Source organism: Arthrobacter sp. ASL1 (assembly GCF_056680475.1).
In genome coordinates, this window is record NZ_CM155284.1 from 2,950,723 (window position 1) to 2,972,190 (window position 21,468).

Below are 21,468 nucleotides of genomic sequence, written 5' to 3' on the forward strand. Positions count from 1 at the left end.
CCACACTACCCAAGCCCACGGGTCGTTGCCCCGGTACGCTTGGGGATCGTGAAGGTACTCGTCATTGGCCCCGGTGGCCGCGAACACGCCCTTGTCCGTTCCCTCCTTGACGATCCGTTCGTCACCGAGGTCCACGCCGCACCCGGCAACGCTGGCATCGCCCGCGACGTTCCGGTCCACGCCGTCAACGCCCAGGACCCGGCAGCCGTCGTAGCGTTGGCCCGCGAACTGGGTTCGTCCCTGGTCGTCGTCGGACCCGAGGCGCCCCTGGCCGCTGGCGTCGTCGATGCCCTGCAGGCAGCGGGAATCCCCGCCTTCGGCCCCACGCGTGAGGCCGCCCAGCTGGAGGCCTCGAAGGCGTTTGCCAAGGAGATCATGGCCGTCGCCGGCGTGCCCACGGCCATGGCGCGGGTGGCAACCAACTCCGCCGAGGCGGCCGACGCCCTCGACGCGTTCGGCGCCCCCTACGTGGTCAAGGACGACGGGCTCGCCGCTGGCAAGGGCGTCGTTGTCACGGACGACCGCGAGGCCGCGTTGGCCCATGCCGACGAATGCTTTGCCGCCGGGGGGTCCGTGGTCATCGAGGAGTTCCTCGACGGGCCCGAGGTCTCGCTCTTCGTCGTCTCCGACGGCCACCACGCCGTCCCGCTGGCACCGGCCCAGGACTTCAAGCGCATCTTCGACGGCGACCAGGGGCCAAACACCGGCGGCATGGGCGCCTACAGCCCGCTGGAATGGCTGCCGGCCGGCTTCGTCGAGGACGTCATGGAGCGCGTGGCCCGGCCGACGATCACGGCCATGGCGGGCCGCGGTACCCCGTTCGCCGGTGTGCTGTACTGCGGGCTGGCCCTGACCCGGCGCGGCATCCGCGTCATCGAATTCAACGCCCGCTTCGGGGACCCCGAGACGCAGGCGGTCCTCGCCCGGCTCAAGACCCCGCTGGGTTCCCTGCTGCTGGCCGCAGCCAACGGCACCCTGGACACCATTGAACCCCTGACCTGGCGCAGCCAGACCGCTGTCGGCGTCGTCCTGGCTTCAGCCCGGTACCCCGACAGCCCGGTCACCGGCGATGCCATCACCGGCCTCGACGAGGCGGCGGACCTCGAGGGCGTCAGCGTCCTGCACGCGGGAACCGCAGTGGACGACTCCGATGCCACCGTCTCCGCGGGCGGTCGGGTCCTGGCCGTGGTCGGCCTCGGCCGCGACCTGGCCGATGCCCGCGAACGGGCCTATGCGGGGATCGGCAAGATCGGCTTGGCAGGCGGACAATACCGCACCGACATCGCGCTGCGCGCCAGCCAGGGCGGCATCATCATCGAACAGGAGGCCAACTGATGGCCGGCTTCGAGACCGAGACCCTCCAGCTACCGGGTTGGGAGCATCTGTATTCGGGCAAGGTGCGAGACCTCTACACACCAGCCGGGATCTCCGCTGCGGATGCCGACCGCGTTTTGGTGGTGGCCAGTGACCGGATCAGCGCCTACGATTTCGTCCTCGAGACGCCGATTCCGGACAAGGGCAAGGTCCTCACCCAGCTGAGCCTGTGGTGGTTCAACCAGCTGGACGGCTTCGCCAACCACGTCATCTCCACCGACGTGCCCGATGCAGTGGCCGGGCGGGCCATGGTCTGCAAAAAATTGGAGATGTACCCGATCGAGTGCATCGCCCGCGGTTACCTGACCGGGTCGGGGCTGGCCGAGTACAACGCCAGCCGCACGGTCTGCTCCCTGCCCCTGCCCGAAGGGCTGGTCGACGGGTCCGCCCTGGAGCCGGCGATTTTCACCCCGTCCGCGAAGGCCGAAGTCGGCGAGCACGACGAGAACATCACCTTCGACGAGGTGATTGAGCGGGTCGGAGCCACCGTGGCTGATCGGCTGCGGGAACTGACCCTGGGTGTCTACACCCGGGCCGAGCAGATCGCCCGGGAAAGGGGCATCATCCTGGCCGACACAAAGGTCGAGTTCGGCATGGACCCCGCGAGCGGGGAGATCACGCTGGGCGACGAGGTCCTCACCCCGGACTCATCGCGCTTCTGGGACGCCGAGACCTACGAGCCGGGTCACGCCCAGCCGTCCTTCGACAAGCAATTCGTCCGGGACTGGCTGACCTCGGACGCCTCCGGCTGGGACCGCACGGCGGACACACCGCCACCGCCGCTGCCACCAGAGGTCGTCGAGCGCACCCGCGACCGCTACATCGAGGCCTACCAGCGCCTGACCGGGAGCGTCTTCTCCGCCTGAGCCGCTCGGACTTGTTCTCCCAGCTCCCGCCCGGCGTGGACAACGAAAGCGACGGCGAGGCGACCCCCGACGGAGCGCACCGCCGTCGTCATCGGCTTACTTGTCCCGGCGTGAGGCCCTGATCTCGGTGGCCAGCTCTATCGCCAGCGAGGCGCGGTCGGGGGAACCGGCCAGCGCGAAGGCCTGCTGGGCCCGGGCCAGGTGGTCGACGGCCTCCGTGCCGTTGCCCATGCTGACCATGCACCGTGCCGTGAGCAGGTCGATTTCCCCCTGCAGATGCTGCGAGAGCATTTCGCGGTCGGCCTCGACCGGCGCCAACTCCTCCAGTGCCTGTTCGGGCTGCCCGTTCAGGTGGAGCCACCGGGCGCGGATGAGCCGCAATTCGAGGGCCTCGGCCGGGTTTCCCCCGATCACGCTGATGGCCAGTTCCGCCTTTTCGATGCACTCCACGGTTTCGGGTTCGACGACTCCGGCCGCAAGCCGCATCGATGCCGACGCCTTGTTGAACCTGGCCCACTGCTCGATGTCGCTGGCCGGCAACAGGCGCTGGGCGGCCAGCTGGTGGTTGCTCAGACCAGCGGCAATGTCCTGCCGCTTGAAGGCCACGTTGCCGATGGCCCAGTAGGCGTTGCCGGCCGTTTGGCTGGGCGCTCCGTCGGCCACTGCCTCGGCGAGCGCCTCGCAGCTGGTCCATGCCGAATCCAGCTGCCCGGATTCGGCCAGGGAGGCGATCAGGGCGAACAACGCACCGATGTAGATCAACGAGTCGCCGGGAAGGTTCTTGCCCTGGTCCACCGCGTTGATGGCGTGTTCCACGGCGATATGCAGCTTCCCCAACCCCAGGTAGGCGTTGGCCACCAGGGTTTCGGCCCGGACTTTCAAGGCGAGCGATTCGTCGGTGAGCGGGTGGTTCAGGACCTCTTCGGCGGCGGTGCGGTATTCGTCATGCCGCCCCTGGTCCCGCAACGCCTCGGCACGCAGGAACATCATGTTCCACCAGGCGCTCGAGTTCTTCAGGCGCAGGGCGACGGATGCCGCCTCGGTGGCCGTTGCCTCGGCGTCGGAGTACTCGCGGGCGGTGAAGGATTGCCGGGCGCGGTGCTCCAACAGCACGAATTCGGCCTCGTCGGCCGAGACGGGGGTGTTCCAGGAGTCCATGAGCTCGCGGTCAAGGTTCAACCGGGCCGACAATTCGGTGATGATTTCCGCAGTTGGTTCGCGACTTCCGGTCTCCAGAAGGGAAATGTAACTGGTGGAGTACTTGCCGTATCCCAGTTGGGCCTGGGTGAGCTTCATCTGCTGTCGAGCGTGGCGCAGCTTCTCGCCGAATTTGATTCCCATGGTGGACCCCTTAGAACTACTGATGGTGAACAACAACGCGACTCGCAAAAGCTTTAGGCGCAAAGCCTTGACGAAACATGTTCCGTCCAATTTACAATGAATGTTAAGTGATGCGCCACTCACTGACGCGATACCCGCATGACCCACGGCGACCACTCAAGGAGAAAACATTGAAGAAGCTTGTTGCAGCTCTTGCGGCCACGGCCGCCCTGGCCGCCGGCGCGGTGCTTGCTGTCGGCGATTGGCCGCATGCCACGCCCGCAGTTGGGGACTGGCCCCATTCCTCGGTCGCCGTAGGCGATTGGCCCCATTCGACGATCAACGTGGGTGACTGGCCGCACTCGTCCGTCAACGTGGGCGATTGGCCGCACTCGTCCGTCAACGTCGGCGAATGGCCCCACTAGGCAAGAACCTGTCGTCAGGACATCGCCGATAGCCGGCGATGTCCTGACGAAACACCGGCCCGGATCCCGCAACGCGGGGTCCGGGCCGGCGTGTTTCCAACCGGGGTCGTCAGGTCAGGCTCTGCTGCCAGGCCGCATGCAGGGCGGCGAACCGTCCGCCGGCCTCCTTCAAGTCGGCCGGGCTGCCGTCCTCGACGATCCGGCCATCATGCACGACCAGCACGCGGTCGGCGATCTCCACCGTCGAGAGCCGATGCGCGATGATCAACGCCGTGCGCTGTCCGAGGAGCGTCTGCAGGCCACGCTGGACCAGCCGCTCGCTGGGGATGTCCAGGGACGAGGTGGCCTCGTCCAGGATGAGCACCGCAGGATCGGCCAGGAAGGCCCGGGCGAAGGAGATCAATTGGCGTTGGCCGGCGGAGACCCGGCCGCCTCGCTTGTTCACGTCCGTGTCGTAGCCGTCCGGCAAGGACCGGATGAACTCGTCGGCCCCGACGGCACGGGCTGCCAGGACGATCTCATCGGGGGAGGCCCCCGGTTTGCCCAAGGCGATGTTCTCCGCGACGCTTCCGGAGAACAGGAACGCCTCCTGGGTCACCATGACCACCGCGCGGCGCAGGTCCTCGTTGGCCAGATCCCGCAGCTCAACGCCGTCCAGCGCAAGGGATCCTTGCGAGAGGTCGTAGAACCGGGCAATCAGCTTGGCCAGCGTCGATTTCCCCGCCCCGGTCTGGCCGACGACGGCGATGGTCTGGCCGGCGGGGATGTCCAGGTCGAATCGGTCCATGACGACCGGGCCTTCTCCATATCCGAACACCGCGTCGCGGAACTGTATGTGCCCCGCGGGACGCTCCAGGGGAACCGGCTGGCTTGGCTCGACCACCGTGGGCTCCTCCTCGAGCAGCCCGGAGACCTTTTCCAAGGCCGCGGTGGCGGCCTGGAGCGAGCTGTAGAACATGGCGATCTGGTCCACCGGCTGGAAAACGCGCTTACCGGCCAGCAGCAGGGCCACGAGGATGCCGACCTCCAGGGTGTCGTCCAGGACCCGGAACCCACCGAACAGCAGCAAGGCGGCGACGGTCATGTTGCCGATCAACACCAGCGACGGCTGCAGGACACCGAAGAGGTTGATGGAGCGGATGGAGTTGTCGCGGTAGTCATGGGCCACGGAGCCGTATGTGGTGTCGTTGTCCCGCTCCCGCCGGAACGCCTTGACCGCGCGGATACCCGTCATGGTCTCGACGAAGGAGGTGATCAACCGCGCCGACACCACCCGTGATTCGCGGAAGACGGTTTCCGAGCGCTTCTGGTACCAGCGGAAGATGATGGAGATGGGGACGGCGGCGCACAGCACCACCAGCCCCGAACGCCAGTCCATGAGGAAGATGCTGGCCGCGGTGAAGATGATGAAGACGATGCCGGAGACCAGTTGAGATATGCCCTGGTCCAGCAGTTCGCGGAGGGTCTCCAGATCGGAGGTTTGCCGGGAGATGATCCGGCCGGAGGTGTACTTTTCGTGGAACTCCAGGCTGAGCAGCTGGGTGTGGCGGAAGACCCGCATGCGCAAGGTCAACAACATCGCCTGGCTGACCTTGGCCGTGCAGAGGTTGTACCAACCCAGCAGGACGCCGGCCAAAACGGCTGAGACCAGGTAGGCGGTGCCGGTGATCGTGAAGGGCGCCGCATTGCCGCCCACGAGTTGGGGCAGGGCCCAATCGATGGCCCAGGCGATGATGACCGGGAACGACGCGCGGGCCAGATTGGAGATGACCACCAGCACGACGGTCAGGGCCAGCATGGGTTTCAACGGGGAAGCGAGTTGCCCGAGCAGGTTCCACGAGCGGGCCCTGACGCGGGTCCGGTCCTCGCGGTTGAGCAGGATCTGGTCCTCGTTGCCGACGCCGCGTGTGTCGCTCATGCTTGGCTCCCCTGCCCGGAATCGGTTTGAAGGACGTCCTCCACTGTCGGGGGTTCGTCCAAGCTGGCGATGACGTGCCGGTAGTGGGTGTTGCGGGCGAGCAGCTCGGTGTGGGTTCCGACATCGTCGATGCGACCCGCGCGCAGCAGGGCGACCCGATCGGCGAGCATGACGGTCGAGGGGCGGTGTGCCACCAGCAACGTCGTCGTCCCCGCCAGGACCGAACGCAGGCGCTCGGTCACCGCCTCCTCGGTTCGCACGTCCAAGGCCGAGAGCGGATCGTCCAGGACCAGGACCCGGGGCCTGGCGGCGATGGCACGGGCCAGGGCGATGCGCTGGCGCTGTCCGCCGGAGAGCGAGAGCCCTTCTTCGCCGATGACCGTATCCACGCCGTCGTCGAGGTCATAGGCGAACCCTGCCTGGGCCACGTCGAGCGCTTGGGCCAGGGCCTCCCCGGGATCCTGGCCGGGCGGCAGGTTGGCCCCGAGCAGGACGTTGTCGGCGATGGACGAGGAGAACAGGGTGGTGTCCTCGAAGGCCACCGAAACGGTACTCCGCAGGACCTCGAGGTCGAGGCGGCGGATGTCGATGCCGTCGATGACCACGGCTCCACCGGTGACGTCGTAGAGGCGGGGAACCAGCTGCAGCAGGGTGGACTTGCCGCTTCCGGTGACGCCGACCAGTGCCATGGTCTCTCCGGGTTCGACCTCGAGGTCGACGCCGGCCAAAACGGGAGGCGACCCGGGGCGGGTGTCGGGGAAGGCAAAGGACACGTCGCGTAGGCTCAAGCGCCCCTCCGGTCGTGCAGGCGATTCCGGGGTCGTGGGGGAGTCGATGGTGTTCTCGGTGTCCATGACGTCGAAGTGCCGGTCCAAAGCCGTTTTCGTCGTCAAGGTCATGCCGAGCAGCATGCCGATGCCTTCCACGGGGCCGGCCAATACGGCAGCGGTGGCGAAGAACGCCACCAGGTCGCCCACGGTCAGTTCCCCGCGGGCGGTGAGCCATACGCCGACGATCAGGCCGACCCCCAGGGTGATTTCGGGAACCGAGACCACCAGCATGAGGAACCCGGACAGGGAGCGTGCCTTCTTGATCTCGGTATCGCGCAGTTGCCGCGCGCGGACACCGAACCCCTCCAGGGCCTGGCCGTCGCGCCCGAAGGCCTTGATGACCCGAATGCCGTGCACGGACTCCTCGACGTTGGTCGCCAGGTCACCGGCCTGGTCCTGGCTGAGCCGGCTGGCGGCGCGGAAGACGTTGCGGAAGTAGAAGGCCCGGATGGTGATCGGCACCGCTCCGACGAGATAGATCAGCCCCAACAGCCAGCTGCTGGTGAACATGAACCACAGACCGACCACGACGGTCACCGTGGAAACGACGAGCATGATCGAGCCGAAGGCCAACCAGCGTCGGACCAGGCCCAAGTCGGCCATCGAACGGGACAGCAGCTGCCCTGAACCCCACTTGTCGTGGAAGGCGACCGGCAGCCGCTGCAGGTGGCGGTACAGCCGGATCCGCAGGTCGGTTTCGATGCGGGCCGCGGGGGTGATGACGAAGATGCGCCGGAAGAACACCAGCACCGCCTCGGCCAGGCCCAGCAGTGCGACGATGGCGGCACTGATCCATACATCGGTCGTCGAGCCGCCGATGTGGAGGACCGAATTCACCATCGTGCGCAGGACCTGGGGGATCGTGAGGGCGACCACGCCGGCGCCGAGGGCGCAGAGGAAACCCGCGATGAGGCGGGGAGCGAACGGGCGGACCTGCGGTCCCAGTCTCGCGATGGTTTGACGGAACGACGCGGGTGCGCCGGGATCGATCTGGCTGCTTTGGTGTTGCACCACGGAGGGTGTCCTCATTCTGTTGTGTTTGCCTGAAGCAATCAAAACATAGGGTACAGCTAGCGGTTGGGATCCACCAATCGCCCCGTGGTGCCCTGCGTCAGCGCCGGGTGGTGAGGGTGACGACGACAGCCTCGGGCGGGCAGGCGATGCGGACGGGGGCGAACCGCGAGGTGCCGATACCGGCGGAGACCTGCAGCGGTGCGATCCTGCCGGCATGTTCCCAATTGGTCAGGCCGCGGGCGCGCCAGGTGGGCAGGTCGCAGTTGCTGACGAGTGCGCCGTACCCGGGAATGCAGATCTGCCCACCGTGCGTGTGCCCGGCAAAGATGAGGTCGGCACCGGTTCCGGTGAACTGGTCCAACACCCGCTGGTACGGCGCGTGCGCCACCCCGATCCGCAGGTGTGGGGCGTCCTGCCCGGTGGAGGAGCCGGCCGGCCAGCCGGCGAACTGGTCCAGGTGCAGGTGCGGATCGTCCACGCCGGAGAAGTCCAGCCTCAGTCCGTGGTAGGTCCGGGAAATCGCGCGGTTGGTCAGGTTGACCCAACCCGCGGCACCGAAACCGGCATGCATGTCACGCCAGGGCAGCTCGCGTTGGGCAAGGTCTTTGGACTTCCCCCGGCGGCCGGTGAGGTAGCGCAACGGGTTCTTGAGAGTCGGGGCGTAATAGCAATTCGAGCCGGGCACGAAAACGCCGGGAAAGCCCATCAGGGGACGCAGGGCCTCGAGCAGCTCCGGGACGGCCTGCCGGTGGCTCAGGTTGTCGCCGGTGTTGACGACCAGATCCGGGCGCAGATCGGCCAGGGATTCCAGCCAGCGCTTCTTGGCCTCCTGCCCCGGGACCATGTGGATGTCCGACAGGTGGAGCACTCTCATGTCGTCGTAGCCCGGGGGCAGGATCGGGATCGTCTCATGGCGGATGGTGAACGCGTTGCGCTCCATCATGCCGTAGCCGAACGCGACGCCACCGAGCGCCGCGACGGCTCCCGCACCGACCCCTACCAAGGGGGCGGCGCGCTTGATGGTCTGCATGAATTCCCGAGTCGCGGCCATGGGCGCGGTGCTCTCCTTAGGTGGTTCCGTTACTGTCCGTTGTCCCCATTATTGCCGTTGTCGTTCGTTGAATCATTCCCCGACGTGTCGCCGGAATTGGAATTACCCGAGTCCGAGGACTTCTTCGGTTCCTTGCCCAGGCTCTCGGCGGGGTAGTAGTCGATGACGTTCTTCATGTAGTTCATCCACAGCGGTGATGCCAAAGTGGAGGAGTCGGGGTTTTCATAGCGTTGGCCATTGATCAGTTCTCCCGCGATCTTCGCGTTGCCGTCGAAACGGCCGGTCCAGGCGGCGGTGGCCATGCCCGTGGTGTAGCCGACGAACCAGGTAGAGGAGGCCGAGTTGTTAGTGCCGGTTTTTCCGGCGATATCCTGACTGATGGAGCCCTTGGCCACGCGCTTGCCGGCGATCCTCTTCAGGGTCCCGTTGAGGCTGTCGATGACGCCCGGTTCGATGACCTGTTCGCAGGAGATGCCGGGGACCTTGTAGGAATTTCCGGCGGCGTCGGTCACTGATTCCAGTGCCCGGTTCTCGCAATACTTGCCCTTGTTGGCGAAGGTCGCGAAGGCGGTGGCCTGTGCCATGGGTGTAATCGGCATCGAACCGATGACGAACGAGGGATTTGCCCCGGTGATCGGTTTGCCGGTCGAGGCATCCAACAGCCCGACTCGTTTGGTGACGTCGGCGATCTTGCACAGGTCCAGCTCGGAAGCCTCTTTGACCGTCGCGGTGTTGATGGACCAGTAGAGCCCGTAGTCGACGGTCATGCGTTTCTTGTATCCCTTGGAGAAGTTACCTACGGGGTAGCCGCCGTCTACGGTGACATAGCCCTTCGGCGTGCATGAGGCCTTCCAATGGAACGACGCGGGATAGTTGTCCCGACTGGCGTCCACCACGTCGGACATCTTGCGGCCATCCTCCAGCCAGGCGATGGCAGTGTAGGGCTTCATCGTCGAGCCGCCCTGGAACCCGTTGGTCCCGCCCATGCTCCGGCCCACGTTGAAGTTGTACGTCGTGTAGGACTTGTCATCGGGGACCGCGCCGTACTTCTTGTTCTGCGCCATGGCCAGGATGTTTCCCGTACCCGGTTCGATGGTGACGATGGCCGCGCCCATGTTCGAGGAGTCCCCCGCTGGGATGATCTTCGGCGTCTGCTTCTCGGCTTCCTTCTGCAGGCGCGGATCAAGCGTGGTCTTGATCGTCAGCCCGCCGCGGTAGAGCAGGTTCTCCCGGTCGGCCTTGGTCTTGCCGTAGGCAGGATCCTGCAGGATCAGCTGGGCCACATAGTCGCAGAAGTAGTTCGCTTGGTCGGCAGCCACGCACCCGGACTTCAATTGCTTGGGATTCAGGTCCAGTTTCGTCTTCACGGCCTTGTCGTATTCGGCCTGGGTGATCGAATCCGTGTTGAGCATGGCCGCCAAAACGGTGTTGCGCCGGTTGAGCGTCAGCTCCGGATTCTTGATCGGGTCGAAGGTGTTTGGGCGCTGGACCATGCCGGCGAGCATGGCCGACTGCGGGATGTTCAGGTCCTTGGCATGGACCGAGAAATAGCGTTCCGCTGCAGCCTCGACACCGTAGGTGGTCCCGGAGAACAACACGAGGTTCAGGTATCCCTGCAGGATCTCCTTCTTGGTGAATTCCTTCTCAACGGAGATCGCCAGCTTCGCCTCGCGCAGCTTGTCGGCCATGTTCTTGGTGCCCGAATAGGTGATGTCGGACTTGTCCGCACCCTTGAGGAACGCGGCGTTGATGAGCACGTTGTTGACGTACTGCTGGGTCAGCGTCGAGGCGCCCTGTTGCGAGGAACTGGTGAGGTTGTGGGCCGCGGCGCGGGCAATGCCGCGCAGGTCCACGCCGTTGTGCTCGTAGAAGCGTGCGTCCTCGATGGAGACGATGGCGTCCTGCATGTTCTGGGAGATCTTGTCGATCGGGACGGGTGTCCGGTTCTCCGCGTAGAAGGTGGCCAGCTGGGTTCCATCCTTGGCCACGATCTTGGATGGCTGGGAGAGCGGTGCCTGTTTCAACTCCGCCGGCAGCGCATCGAAGAAATCCATCCCGATGGCGGCTGAGGAGCCGGCGACGGAGGCGGCAGGGATCAGCATTCCCGCGGCCAGGACGCCGCAGAGCGCGCTGACCCCGAAGAAGGCCACGATCTTGCCGAGGGTGGTTGCCGTGTTAAAGAAGGGGGACTTTCGAGACGCCATGCCCACCACTTTAGCTGGAACGGCTAACGTATCCGGTATGACGAAATGGGAGTACGCAACTTTACCGCTCATAATCCATGCCACGAAGCAGATCCTGGACCAGTGGGGCGACGATGGCTGGGAGCTCGTCACCGTCATCCCCGGGCCCGAGGGAAATGCCCCGGTGGCCTATCTCAAGCGTCCCAAGCAGTAGTCGGAAAGGACCCCCAAAAATCGTGGAAAACCAGCCTTCATCAGCCGTTGAGCAGCGCTTGGCCGACCTCGGGTTGACGCTGCCGCAGGTGGCCAAACCCGTCGCCGCCTATGTTCCTGCAGTGATCACCGGGAACCTCGTGTACACCTCGGGGCAGCTGCCGTTCATTAATGGCGAACTCACAGTCACCGGCAAGGTCGGCGCCCAGGTGGACGCCGATGTGGCCAAGGACCAGGCGGCCATCGCCGTGCTCAATGCGCTGGCCGTCGTGAAATCGATGGTCGGCGACCTGGATCGTGTCACCCGGATCGTGAAGGTCGTGGGATTCGTCTCCTCCGATCCGTCCTTCACGGGCCAGCCCGGAGTGGTGAACGGTGCGTCCGAGCTCCTGGGCACCGTCTTCGGCGACGCGGGCATCCACGCCCGATCGGCCGTCGGGGTCGCGGCCCTGCCGCTGGACGCCGCGGTGGAAGTTGAACTGATTGCCGAATTCAGCTGATTCACCCCGCCCGTGCGTCGGAGGCGTCTCGGGCAGCGGGGGAGGTCCCCGTCCCGAAGGGGCCGACCTGCCCCGCACCGGCATGTTGCGACGCCTTTTCCCGCTTCCGCCGTCCCAAGCCGGGGCGGCGGAAAGCTGGACCACGTTTGGCACCCGGGCCCCCCGGGCAGCGCGCAAGGCCTCATCCGTCGTGTTGCTCAGGGACTCCCCGCAGGGGGTCCAGACGTATTTGGGGTACCGCCCCGGCGGCTCGCCACTCGGCACGGTCGCCTTCCCGGGAGGCAGCTTCGAGGCTGAGGACGAGGACCTCACGGGCTGGTTCGGCCCCTCCGTTGGCTGGTGGGCCGAACGACTCGGAGTCTTGGACCACCGCATCGCCCGCAGCCACATCGTCTGCGCCGTGCGCGAGTTGTTCGAGGAGACAGGGATCCTCCTGGCCGGAGCCGATGAGCTCTCCATCGTCGAGAACTGCATGACCGAGGAATGGATGCAGGTCCGCGAGGCCGTGGCCGGCCAGGATGTCGGTTTCACGGCGATGCTGGCCAAACGCGGCCTGGGGCTGCGCACCGACCTGCTACGGCCGCTATCGCACTGGATCAGCCCGGATTTCGCCCACCGGCGTTTCGACACCCGCTATTTCGCTGCCGCCCTGCCCCCGCAGCAGGAGGCATCCCTCCTGCGCGGCAAGGGCGTGTGGGCCGGGTGGAAATCCGCATCCGCGGTCCTCGAGGACCGCACCCGCACGGTGTTGGGTGACGAAGTCGGGCAGGACGACACCCGCGGGCTGGACCTGAGCCGGATCACCACGCCGGCCGTCGAGTTCATCCTCGAGAAGATCGCGACCACCCGTGGGTGTGTCGCCTACCTCTCCCACCGTCGCCCGGTGAAGTCCTACCACCCCAAACTGGTGGCCGTGGACGGTGTCTACTATCTCGACGTGAGCATCAGCACGGCCTCCGAGGGAGGCGCCGCCGCCCGCGGACGCTGACCGGCGGCCGTCGGCAGCAGAAAACGACCCCCGTCCCCGGTGGTCCGTCGAAATGGCGGAACCCGGAGTGCGGGGGTCGTTTGGCGTCGGGTGCCCGGCGCGGCGAAAAAGGGCCTAGCGGGAGCGCTGGCGCAGACGCTGGATATCCAGGATGACGACGGCTCGCGCTTCCAGGCGCAACCAGCCGCGCTGTACGAACTCCGCCAGTGCCTTGTTCACGGTCTCGCGGGAGGCGCCGACCAGCTGGGCCAGTTCCTCCTGCGTGAGCTCGTGGGCGACCAGGACGCCGTCGGTCGCCGGGCGGCCGAAACGGTCGGCGAGGTCGAGCAGGGCCTTGGCCACGCGACCGGGGACGTCGGAGAAGACCAGGTCGGCCAACGACTCGTTGGTACGGCGCAGGCGGCGGGCCAGGGCCTGCAACAGCTGCACGGAGACCTCGGGGGAGGTCTTGAGGACCTTGCGCAGGTTCTCGTGGCGCAGGCCGGCCAGACGCGTCTCGGACACCGCGGTGGCGGTGGCGTTGCGCGGGCTCGGGTCGAACAACGCCATTTCGCCGAAGAGCTCGCCCGGACCGAGGACGGCCAGGAGGTTCTCGCGGCCGTCGGGAGCCGTGCGTCCGAGCTTGATCTTGCCCGAGACGATGAAGTAGAGCTGGTCTCCCTGGTCGCCTTCGCGGAACACGGATGCCCCGCGCGACAGATCGACTTCGGTCAGTTCCTCGGTCAAGGCCGAGAACACTTCGTCGCTGAGCGTCGTAAACAGTGGTGCCCGGCGCAGTACCTCGATGTCCATGAATTCTCCTGTCAAGTGTGTTGGCGCTGGTCTTATTGTGCCGTAGTCAGAGACGATGTGACACCTTCCACAACGATAGTGGCACGTTTTCAGCCCTCAGCACCAAAAGTCGACCCGGGCGTGCCCGTAGACTGAACGAGCGGTGTGGGTGCCCGGGATACGCCGGTTCCCCGCCGCGGTTCGATGCAACGGGTTGGAGTTTTTGGTGATTTTCGGGTTCGGCTGGCTCGACATCCTGCTGGTGTTGTCGTTCGTTGCGTTCCTGGTTTCCGGGCTGCGCAAGGGGTTCTTCGTCACCTTGGGCGGCGTGGCGGGGCTCATCGCCGGTGGCGTGGCCGGCTTCTACGCCATCCCCTTCGTCTCCAGCTGGGTCTCCAGCGCCGGGTGGCGTGTTTTCTGGGTCATCGCCACCGCCGTCGTCCTGGTCGTCCTGGGCCACTCCATCGGCGTGGCGATCGGCAACCGCATCCGCATGATGCTGAACTTCCCGGTCATCAAGACCTTCGACCGGTTGCTGGGCGGGATCGTGAACGTCCTCGTGGCGGCCCTGGTGATCTCGGCGATCGCCTTCTCGGCCGCGACCATGGGCCTGCCCTTCCTCTCCCAGCAGATCGCCTCGTCCCAGGTCATTTCCGCGATCCGCAACGCCACCCCGGACCCGGTCTCGAGCGCGATGGCCAAGGCCCGCTCGGTGGTCATGGGCCAGAGCATTCCCGACATCATCGAACCGTTCGCCCCCGTACCGGAGGCAGCGCCAACGCAGCAGGGACCAGCCAGCGAGGCCACGCAGAGCCGTTCGGCATCCGTGGTCAAGATCACCGGGACCGCGTTCGCCTGCGGGGTGAACCAGACCGGCAGCGGCTTCGTCGCGGCCCAGGACCGCGTCGTGACCAACGCCCACGTCGTGGCCGGTATCTCCGAACCGGTCGTGAACACCCGCGATGGCCGGGCGCTGCCGGCCCGCGTGGTGCACTTCGACGCCTCCCACGACTTGGCGGTGCTCGCCGTTGACGGCCTGGGCCTGAAGGCGGTCCCGTTGGGCCAGGACCTCTCCACCGGGGACCGGGCCACGTTCATGGGCTACCCCGCCGGCGGCCCGTTCCAGGCCAAGGGCGCCGTGGTGCAGTCGCTGCGCACCGTCTCCGTGCAGAACATCTACGGAGCAGACGCCTCGCCACTGCAGATCTACCAGCTCGGAGCCGACGTCCAGCAGGGCAATTCGGGAGGCCCATTGCTGGACGACGCCGGCAAGCTGGTGGGTGTCGTCTTCGCCAAGGCCAAGGGCGACACCCGCGTCGGGTACGCGCTTTCGCTCAAGGAGGTCGGGCCCGTCGTCGAGCACGCCTCCGGCTACACCGACACGGTCTCCACCGGGGCCTGCTCCGCCCACTGAGGCCCGCGGCCGGCAACCGTCAGCGGATCCAGTCCAACGTGGCCCCGTGCTGGCCGGTGTAGGCCACCGGCCGCCCGTCCAGGGTGAGGGTGAAACGGTCGCCCTGTCCGGAGGCGACCGTCGCGCCGGAATCATCGAGGAAGAAGTTCTCGTTGGAGATCCACCGGCAGTCCAGCGTGGCCATCGTCGCGGCGAAGCGGGCCCGCTCGTCGGGTGCCAGGTAGGCCAACACCGCCGAATGGAAGACCACCGCGGTGTGCGTGGGCGGGACCGCGGCGACGAGGTCGGCGACCCGCTCGTTCAGGTCCCCGGTGACGAGGTGGGGACGGGCCGGCCCCATGCCGGCCAGTGTGGCCAGGGCGGTGCGCAGCGTGGCCAGGCGCTCGTTCTGGCCCGGCCAGACCAGCGCCTCGAGCCAACGCACCGTCTCCGGATCCGTTCCGTCCAACGGGTTCACATCGACCCCCGTCCGCGAGGCCACCGTGGGCAGCACCTCTGGCAGCGGTGGATTCCCCGTGGTGGTACAGCGCAGCAGGGGAGTCCCCTCCCCGAGGCGGATGCCGCCGTCGTACTCATAGGAGTAGCGGTCCGGCAGCAGGCAGAGCCCCGCGGAGGGACCGACCTCGACCAGGGCCAACGGTTTGCCGGTGTCGGCCGCGATGAGCCCGAGGGCGGGCAGCAGGGTGGCGCAGCGGCGCGGTTCGTTGGTCTGCGTGCGGTGGCCCAGGACCACGGCGCGGATCTCGGGCCAGTGGCCGCGCAGGAAGGCGTCCCAGGTAACGGCGTCCGCGTCGGGGCAGCCCAGGAACCGGCTGGCGGCGAAGACCAGGTTCGGTTGGCGTTTGGCCGCCGGCAGGGTGGCGATGAGGGAGGCCAGCACCGGGGTGGCCGCGACGTGGGAGGCCCACCCGGCATAGACCGCCGAGTGGCCGGCGAACCAGGTGCGGGCGTACTGGTCGTAGGTGGCCGCGGTGTGGGTCGGCGCGTCGTGGCTGCCCTGGACCATGGGTGCGCCTAGCCGCGCGTGGCGAGCTGGTCGATGGCGTAGCTGTACCCGTTGATCCCGGCACCGATGAAGACCGCGGCGGCGACCGGGGAGACGTAGGAGTGGTGGCGGAACGCCTCGCGGGCGTGGACGTTGGAGAGGTGGACCTCGATGACGGGCAGCTCGACGGCGGCGATGGCGTCGGCGATGGCGATCGAGGTGTGCGTGAAGGCGCCCGGGTTGATGACGATGCCGGCCGCCGTCCCGCGGGCGGCGTGGATGGCGTCGATGAGCACGCCCTCGTGGTTGGACTGGGTGAAGTCGACCTCCAGCCCGTGCGCGGCGGCCCGGTCCCGGCACAGCGCCTCGACGTCGTCCAGGGTCGCCGTGCCGTAGATCGCCGGTTCGCGGGTGCCCAGCAGGTTCAGGTTGGGGCCGTTGAGGACCAGGATGCGCAGGGGTGCCGAAGCGGAGTCGGGAGCGGAGTCAGTCATGGCCCCATTAAACCCCCACGCCCCGCCCACAGCTGGTGTGTGACGGGGCGTGGCAGGATCCGGCGGTAGCCGGAGCGCGGGTCAGCGGCGCACGGAGTCGGCGATCTGCTGCATCACCGTGGCATCGGCCAGCGTGGTCGAGTCGCCGACCTCGCGGCCCTCGGCGACGTCCTTGAGCAGGCGGCGCATGATCTTGCCCGAACGCGTCTTGGGCAGTTCCGGGACCACGAAGATGCCGCGCGGCTTCGCGATGGCACCGATCTCCTTGGCCACGTGGGCGCGCAGCAGTGCCACGACGTCCTCCCCGTCCTCGGGCTCGCGCTGCAGGATGACGAACGCGTAGACCGCCTCGCCGGTGGTCTCGTCCTTGGCGCCGACGACGGCGGCCTCGGCGACCAGCGAGTTGGCGACCAGCGAGGACTCGATCTCCGTGGTGGAGAGGCGGTGACCCGAGACGTTCATGACGTCGTCGACCCGGCCCAACAGCCAGATGTCCCCGTCGTCGTCCTTCTTGGCGCCGTCGCCGGCGAAGTACATCCCCTCGAACCGCGACCAGTAGGTGTCCTGGTAGCGCTGCATGTCGCCCCAGATGCCGCGCAGCATCGCCGGCCACGGGTCGCGGATGACCAGGTAGCCACCCTCGCCGTCCGCCACGGACGCGCCGTTCTCGTCGACGACGTCCACGGTGATGCCCGGTACCGCCACTTGGGCCGATCCGGGCTTGGTCGCGGTGACCCCGGGCAGCGGGGCGATCATGTGGGCGCCGGTCTCGGTCTGCCACCAGGTGTCCACGATCGGGGTGGGTTCGACCTTGCGCTCGCCGTTGGCCCCGGCGTTGGTCCCGATGACGTCGCGGTACCACATCCACGCCTCGGGGTTGATGGGTTCGCCGACGGAGCCGAGCACGCGCAGCGAGGAGAGGTCGTAGCCGTCGGGGATCTCACGGCCCCACTTCATCATGGTGCGGATGGCGGTGGGGGCGGTGTAGAGGATCGAGACGCCGTACTTCTGGACGATCTCCCACCAGCGGCCCTGGTGCGGCGAATCGGGGGTGCCCTCGTAGATGACCTGGGTGGCGCCGTTGACCAGCGGGCCGTAGGTGACGTAGCTGTGCCCGGTGACCCAGCCGATGTCGGCGGTGCACCAGAAGACGTCGCTCTCGGGGTGCAGGTCGAAGGTGTCGCGGTGGGTGACGGCGTTCTGCACCAGGTAGCCGCCGGTGGTGTGGATGATGCCCTTGGGCTTGCCGGTGGTGCCCGAGGTGTAGAGCACGAACAGTGGGTGTTCGGAGTCGTGGCCCTCGGCCGTGTGCTCGCCGGAGGCGGCGGGCACGACGTCGTCCCACCAGAGGTCCAGCCCGTCGGTCCAGGCGACGTCCTCGCCATTGCGCTTGACGACCAGCACGTTCTGCACCGAGCCGGCGCAGTTGGCGACGGCCTCGTCGACGGCGGGCTTGAGCGGGCTGGGCTTGCCGCGGCGCCAGGTGCCGTCGGCGGTGACGACGAGCTTGGCCTCGGCGTCGTCGATGCGGCTGCGCAGCGCGTCGGCAGAGAACCCGCCGAAGACGACCGAGTGGATGGCCCCGATCCGGGCGCAGGCCAGCATGGTGATGACGGCCTCGGGGATCATCGGCAGGTAGACGGCGACCCGGTCGCCCTTGGACACGCCGAGGGATGCGAACGCGTTGGCGGCGCGCTTGACCTCGTCGGTCAGCTGCGCATAGGTGTAGGTGCGGGTATCGCCCGGTTCGCCCTCGAAGTGGATGGCCACCCGGTCGCCGTTGCCGGCCTCGACGTGGCGGTCCAGGGCGTTGTAGGCCGCATTGACCTTGCCGCCGACGAACCATTTCGCCACCGGGGCCCCGGACCAGTCGAGCGTCTGCGTGAAATCGGTGTCCCACGTCAGGACCTCGCGGGCCCGGTCGGCCCAGTAGCCCAGCCGGTCATCGGCGGCCCGCTGGTACAGGTCCTCGCGGGCCACTGCGGTGGCGGCGAAACCGGCGCTGGGCGCAAAACTGCGGTCCTCATGTGACAGGTTGTCGAGGGTGGAGTGCTTGTCCGACACGATGTCGATCCTTTCGGAGCGGAATATGGGTGCTGTGAGTCAGGCTACAACCGATCGCACATCAGCGTGTCCTCCGTCACGGTGTGAGACGTTCACCGCGACGATTCTGCGGTGAACGGTTGATTCCGGGCCCTTCGGAGGCAAAAATGAGCCCGAACCTGCATCCGCGCCACGGCCGTCCTCTATAGGCTGGGAACCGAAGCAGACCGCAGCCCGCCACGCAGATGGCGGCGAAAGGAGTCATCGTGGCCACATCCTCCGCCGATCCGTCGGGGACCGCCCCGGCGTTGGCCGGCCCATTCACGCTGCGCGAGATCGTGGTGATGGCCGGCGCGCTGCTGCTGCTGATCGGATCCGTCGTGCCGTTCCAGGTCGGCGGCGGTTCCTACGCCAACGTGTGGACCTTCCATACGACGGCGTTCAACCAGTTCATCACCCTGGCCCTGCCGGTGGTTGTCGGGGTGGCCTTCGCCTGGCGGCGCCTCTCCGGCCGCACGAAGGTCACGGCCGGCTCCCTGACCCTGGACCAGCTGGCCTCGGTGGTTTCGCTGCTGGGCATCCTGTACTTCTTCATCTCCTCGGTCATGTCGATGAACCCCGCCTTCCTGTTGGGCCTGCTCGGCTCCCTCGTCATGGCCGGCGGCACCGCAGCGGCCCCGTACATCCCGGGCTTCGTCCTCGACTTCGCCCCCGGGAAGACCGCCCTGCTGACCCGCCCGATCCGTCCCAGTGCACCCCGCGCACCCCGTGCTCCCCGCGCGTCCGGCACGGCGGGCACAGCCGGCGCCGGTGCGGCCCCGGTCCATCCGCCGGCCCCGGTCCATCCGCAGGCCCACACCCCGGCCGAGCAGGCGGACCAGTCCACGGTGCCCTCGGTGGCCACCGGCCTCGCAGCCACCCACAGCACGACGCCGGAGCCCACCCCGGGTGCCTGGCCGCGCCCGGGTGCCGAAGAGCCGGGGGAGGGGCCGGCCGTCGATCCGGCCCTGGCCGACCCGCAGGCCGACTCCGGGGGCGATGCGCCGTCCGCCACCACCGGCGATGCCGCCGGTGATGCCGCCGGGACCCAGCCGGACGAAGCCGCGTCCGAGGACGGGTTGGCGGGCGCCACCGACGCTCCCACAACGTCCGAAGCCGACACGCAGGACGCCCCCGCGCCAGAAACCACGGTCGGCCCCGCCGTCGGTGGGAACACGGCCACATCGGGGGAGGACGCAGTGGGCCCTCCCGGCCAGACGGCGCCGAAGACCCCGGTGGCCGCGGAGCAGGAGGAGGTCTCGTTCACGGCCACCAGTTCCGGCCACGACGGGCCCGAACACCAGGCCTTCTGGTTCGCCGTGCCCGACCGCCGCACCGCGGTCAGCGAGGCCACGGGCCGCAACGCCTTCGTCCTCGAACCGGGAGAGTGGATCCTGGCCCTGGAGGACCGCGGCTACGAGTTCCTCGTCCAGGATTCCGACGGCTCCGTCGGCGTGCTGCGCGACCTCGGCCGGATCGAACGGGCCTGAGCGTGCCGACACCGAGCACCGCCACGCCCCGCCCGCGCGGCGGCGAAACCGTCATCGGGCTCAAACGCCGGGCCCGCAAGATCAACCGGCTGCTCGGCGAGGCCTATCCGTATGCGGTTCCGGAGCTGGACTTCACGAACGCCTTCGAGCTGCTCGTGGCCACCATCCTCTCCGCGCAGACCACCGACGTGCGCGTGAACGCGACCACCCCGGCGTTGTTCGCCGCGTACCCGACCCCACGCGCCCTCGCCGAGGCCGGCCTGGAGGACGTGCAGGAACTCATCCGGCCGACCGGATTCTTCCGGGCCAAGGCCAACAACATCGTGGCCATGGCGCGGGCCATTGTCGATGAGCACGACGGCGTGGTCCCCGGGCGGATCCAGGACCTGGTCACCCTGCCCGGGGTGGGGCGCAAGACGGCCAACGTCGTGCTCGGCAACGCCTTCGACGTCCCGGGCATCACCGTGGACACCCACTTCCTGAGGCTCTCGCGCCGCTTCGGCTGGACGGAGGAAACCGATCCGGTCAAGGTCGAGCACGCGGTGGGCGCGTTGTTCGAGAAACGGGACTGGACGATGCTCTCGCACCGCGTGGTTTTCCATGGGCGCCGGGTCTGCCACGCCAGGAAACCGGCCTGCGGCGCCTGCCCGGTTGCCACCCTGTGCCCGTCCTACGGCGAGGGGGAGACCGACCCGGTGAAGGCCGCGAAGCTGCTCAAATATGAGCTTGCCCCCGGGCGGGGGGAATTGCTTGACCTGATGCGTGCGGGCAAGACCCGTCGGGAACTGCGCGCCCTGGGCCACGGGCTGGGGGCATGAGCGCCCCGGTCCCACGGGCCCACTCCGCGCTCGATGCCCGCGGTGACCTGCTCGGCGTCATCGAACGCCACCGACCGCTGGTGGAAGCCGGCGACGACGGGATCAGCAGGGTCCCCGCCTCCTGGATGTTCGAGGGCATGGACCATGCCTCCGCCCGGCGTGCCGCGGTGCTGGTTCTGTTCGGCCGGCTGGACGACATCGATGCGGCCGCCACCGCCACCACCGTGCCCGCCGACCTGGACGTGCTCTTCGTCGAACGGGCCGCCACGTTGCGCCAGCACGCCGGGCAGATCGCGTTTCCGGGCGGGACCATCGACGACACCGATGCGACAGCCGTGGCGGCGGCGTTGCGGGAGGCGGAGGAGGAGACCGGGCTCGACCCGGACGGCGTCGAGGTCCTGGGTGAGCTGCCGGCCGCGGAACTGCCCGTCACCAACTTCGTCGTCACCCCGGTGATCGGCTGGTGGGACCGGCCCAGCGAGGTCTTCGTCGTCGACCCCGGCGAATCGGCAGCGGTCTTCCGCGTCCCCGTGGCCGACCTGGTGGACCCGGCCAACCGGTTCCGCGTCGAGATCAACCGGGAGGGCCGCACCCACCACTCGCCGGCCTTCGACATTGACGGACGGATCATCTGGGGCTTCACCGGCATCGTGCTGGCGCGGCTGCTCGATGACCTGGGCTGGAGCCGTCCGTGGGATGCGGCGAAGGTCCGCCCGTACCCCTTCGACTAAT

General features: G+C 67.7%; 19 protein-coding genes. 10 read left to right on the forward strand and 9 right to left on the reverse strand.

The genetic code is table 11. The annotated features are described in order from the left end of the window. Nucleotides 1-48 precede the first annotated feature (48 nt). Nucleotides 49-1,335 carry a phosphoribosylamine--glycine ligase gene (gene purD / locus AC1MEQ_RS13955; protein ID WP_479791572.1) on the forward strand — a complete coding sequence of 429 codons (1,287 nt, stop codon included), beginning with the start codon at nt 49-51 and terminating at the stop codon, nt 1,333-1,335. Then, nucleotides 1,335-2,240, forward strand: a complete 906-nt coding sequence (locus tag AC1MEQ_RS13960) for a phosphoribosylaminoimidazolesuccinocarboxamide synthase (protein ID WP_479791573.1) — start codon at nt 1,335-1,337, stop codon at nt 2,238-2,240. The genes purD and AC1MEQ_RS13960 overlap by 1 nt, the downstream gene beginning before the upstream one ends. Before the next feature lie 96 nt (nt 2,241-2,336). On the opposite strand, the gene AC1MEQ_RS13965 is transcribed toward AC1MEQ_RS13960, so the two are convergent. Continuing rightward, entirely contained in the window at nt 2,337-3,581 is a 1,245-nt protein-coding gene (locus tag AC1MEQ_RS13965) for a helix-turn-helix domain-containing protein (RefSeq protein WP_479791574.1), read from the reverse strand. A 170-nt stretch (nt 3,582-3,751) separates the two neighbouring features. Here AC1MEQ_RS13965 and AC1MEQ_RS13970 point away from each other — a divergent pair, with 170 nt between their 5' ends. Then, complete coding sequence (locus AC1MEQ_RS13970; protein ID WP_479791575.1) at nt 3,752-3,985, forward strand: hypothetical protein; 234 nt, start codon at nt 3,752-3,754, stop codon at nt 3,983-3,985. Between the two features lie 109 nt (nt 3,986-4,094). Here AC1MEQ_RS13970 and AC1MEQ_RS13975 read toward each other — a convergent pair whose 3' ends face one another. From AC1MEQ_RS13975 to AC1MEQ_RS13990, 4 genes are all read right to left on the reverse strand, one after another. Continuing rightward, a complete protein-coding gene (locus tag AC1MEQ_RS13975) occupies nt 4,095-5,903 on the reverse strand; it encodes an ABC transporter ATP-binding protein (RefSeq protein WP_479791576.1) in 1,809 nt (602 codons plus the stop codon). Then, nucleotides 5,900-7,747 carry an ABC transporter ATP-binding protein gene (locus AC1MEQ_RS13980; protein WP_479791577.1) on the reverse strand — a complete coding sequence of 616 codons (1,848 nt, stop codon included), beginning with the start codon at nt 7,745-7,747 and terminating at the stop codon, nt 5,900-5,902. Before AC1MEQ_RS13980 ends, AC1MEQ_RS13975 begins: the two co-directional genes overlap by 4 nt. Nucleotides 7,748-7,844: 97 nt before the next feature. Next, the gene (locus AC1MEQ_RS13985; RefSeq protein ID WP_479791578.1) at nt 7,845-8,798 is read right to left on the reverse strand and encodes a metallophosphoesterase; all 954 of its coding nucleotides are present in this window, start codon (nt 8,796-8,798) and stop codon (nt 7,845-7,847) included. Nucleotides 8,799-8,827: 29 nt separating this feature from the next. After that, nucleotides 8,828-11,002, reverse strand: coding sequence for a transglycosylase domain-containing protein (locus tag AC1MEQ_RS13990; protein WP_479791579.1), 2,175 nt, complete (start codon nt 11,000-11,002; stop codon nt 8,828-8,830). 37 nt (nt 11,003-11,039) lie between these two features. Between AC1MEQ_RS13990 and sp36 the strand changes: the two genes are divergently transcribed. The 3 genes from sp36 to AC1MEQ_RS14005 all read left to right on the forward strand — a co-directional run bounded on the left by sp36 (nt 11,040) and on the right by AC1MEQ_RS14005 (nt 12,682). After that, a complete protein-coding gene (gene sp36, locus AC1MEQ_RS13995) occupies nt 11,040-11,195 on the forward strand; it encodes a Sp36 family protein (protein WP_479791580.1) in 156 nt (51 codons plus the stop codon). Further along, nucleotides 11,158-11,694, forward strand: a complete 537-nt coding sequence (locus AC1MEQ_RS14000; RefSeq protein ID WP_479791581.1) for a RidA family protein — start codon at nt 11,158-11,160, stop codon at nt 11,692-11,694. The genes sp36 and AC1MEQ_RS14000 overlap by 38 nt, the downstream gene beginning before the upstream one ends. 82 nt (nt 11,695-11,776) lie before the next feature. Continuing rightward, nucleotides 11,777-12,682, forward strand: a complete 906-nt coding sequence (locus tag AC1MEQ_RS14005) for an NUDIX hydrolase (protein ID WP_479791582.1) — start codon at nt 11,777-11,779, stop codon at nt 12,680-12,682. Between the two features lie 114 nt (nt 12,683-12,796). On the opposite strand, the gene AC1MEQ_RS14010 is transcribed toward AC1MEQ_RS14005, so the two are convergent. Further along, a complete protein-coding gene (locus AC1MEQ_RS14010; protein ID WP_343900293.1) occupies nt 12,797-13,474 on the reverse strand; it encodes a Crp/Fnr family transcriptional regulator in 678 nt (225 codons plus the stop codon). 205 nt (nt 13,475-13,679) lie between these two features. Here AC1MEQ_RS14010 and AC1MEQ_RS14015 point away from each other — a divergent pair, with 205 nt between their 5' ends. Further along, entirely contained in the window at nt 13,680-14,867 is a 1,188-nt protein-coding gene (locus tag AC1MEQ_RS14015; RefSeq protein WP_479791583.1) for a MarP family serine protease, read from the forward strand. Between the two features lie 19 nt (nt 14,868-14,886). On the opposite strand, the gene AC1MEQ_RS14020 is transcribed toward AC1MEQ_RS14015, so the two are convergent. The 3 genes from AC1MEQ_RS14020 to acs form a co-directional block, all read right to left on the reverse strand. Then, nucleotides 14,887-15,873: a DUF2332 domain-containing protein gene (locus AC1MEQ_RS14020; protein WP_479791584.1), complete on the reverse strand. Its 987-nt coding sequence runs from the start codon at nt 15,871-15,873 to the stop codon at nt 14,887-14,889. An 8-nt stretch (nt 15,874-15,881) separates the two neighbouring features. Next, entirely contained in the window at nt 15,882-16,346 is a 465-nt protein-coding gene (gene aroQ, locus AC1MEQ_RS14025; protein ID WP_479791585.1) for a type II 3-dehydroquinate dehydratase, read from the reverse strand. An 81-nt stretch (nt 16,347-16,427) separates the two neighbouring features. Next, a complete protein-coding gene (acs, locus tag AC1MEQ_RS14030) occupies nt 16,428-18,410 on the reverse strand; it encodes an acetate--CoA ligase (protein ID WP_479791586.1) in 1,983 nt (660 codons plus the stop codon). 245 nt (nt 18,411-18,655) lie between these two features. Between acs and AC1MEQ_RS14035 the strand changes: the two genes are divergently transcribed. Genes AC1MEQ_RS14035 through AC1MEQ_RS14045 form a run of 3 tightly spaced genes read left to right on the forward strand, consistent with a single transcriptional unit; the run spans nt 18,656 to nt 21,467 of the window. Continuing rightward, the gene (locus AC1MEQ_RS14035) at nt 18,656-19,918 is read left to right on the forward strand and encodes an ICP22 family protein (RefSeq protein ID WP_479791587.1); all 1,263 of its coding nucleotides are present in this window, start codon (nt 18,656-18,658) and stop codon (nt 19,916-19,918) included. A 2-nt stretch (nt 19,919-19,920) separates the two neighbouring features. Further along, nucleotides 19,921-20,736: an endonuclease III gene (gene nth, locus AC1MEQ_RS14040; RefSeq protein WP_479791588.1), complete on the forward strand. Its 816-nt coding sequence runs from the start codon at nt 19,921-19,923 to the stop codon at nt 20,734-20,736. Further along, complete coding sequence (locus AC1MEQ_RS14045) at nt 20,733-21,467, forward strand: NUDIX hydrolase (RefSeq protein WP_479791589.1); 735 nt, start codon at nt 20,733-20,735, stop codon at nt 21,465-21,467. Before nth ends, AC1MEQ_RS14045 begins: the two co-directional genes overlap by 4 nt. The last annotated feature ends 1 nt before the right edge of the window (nt 21,468 follow it).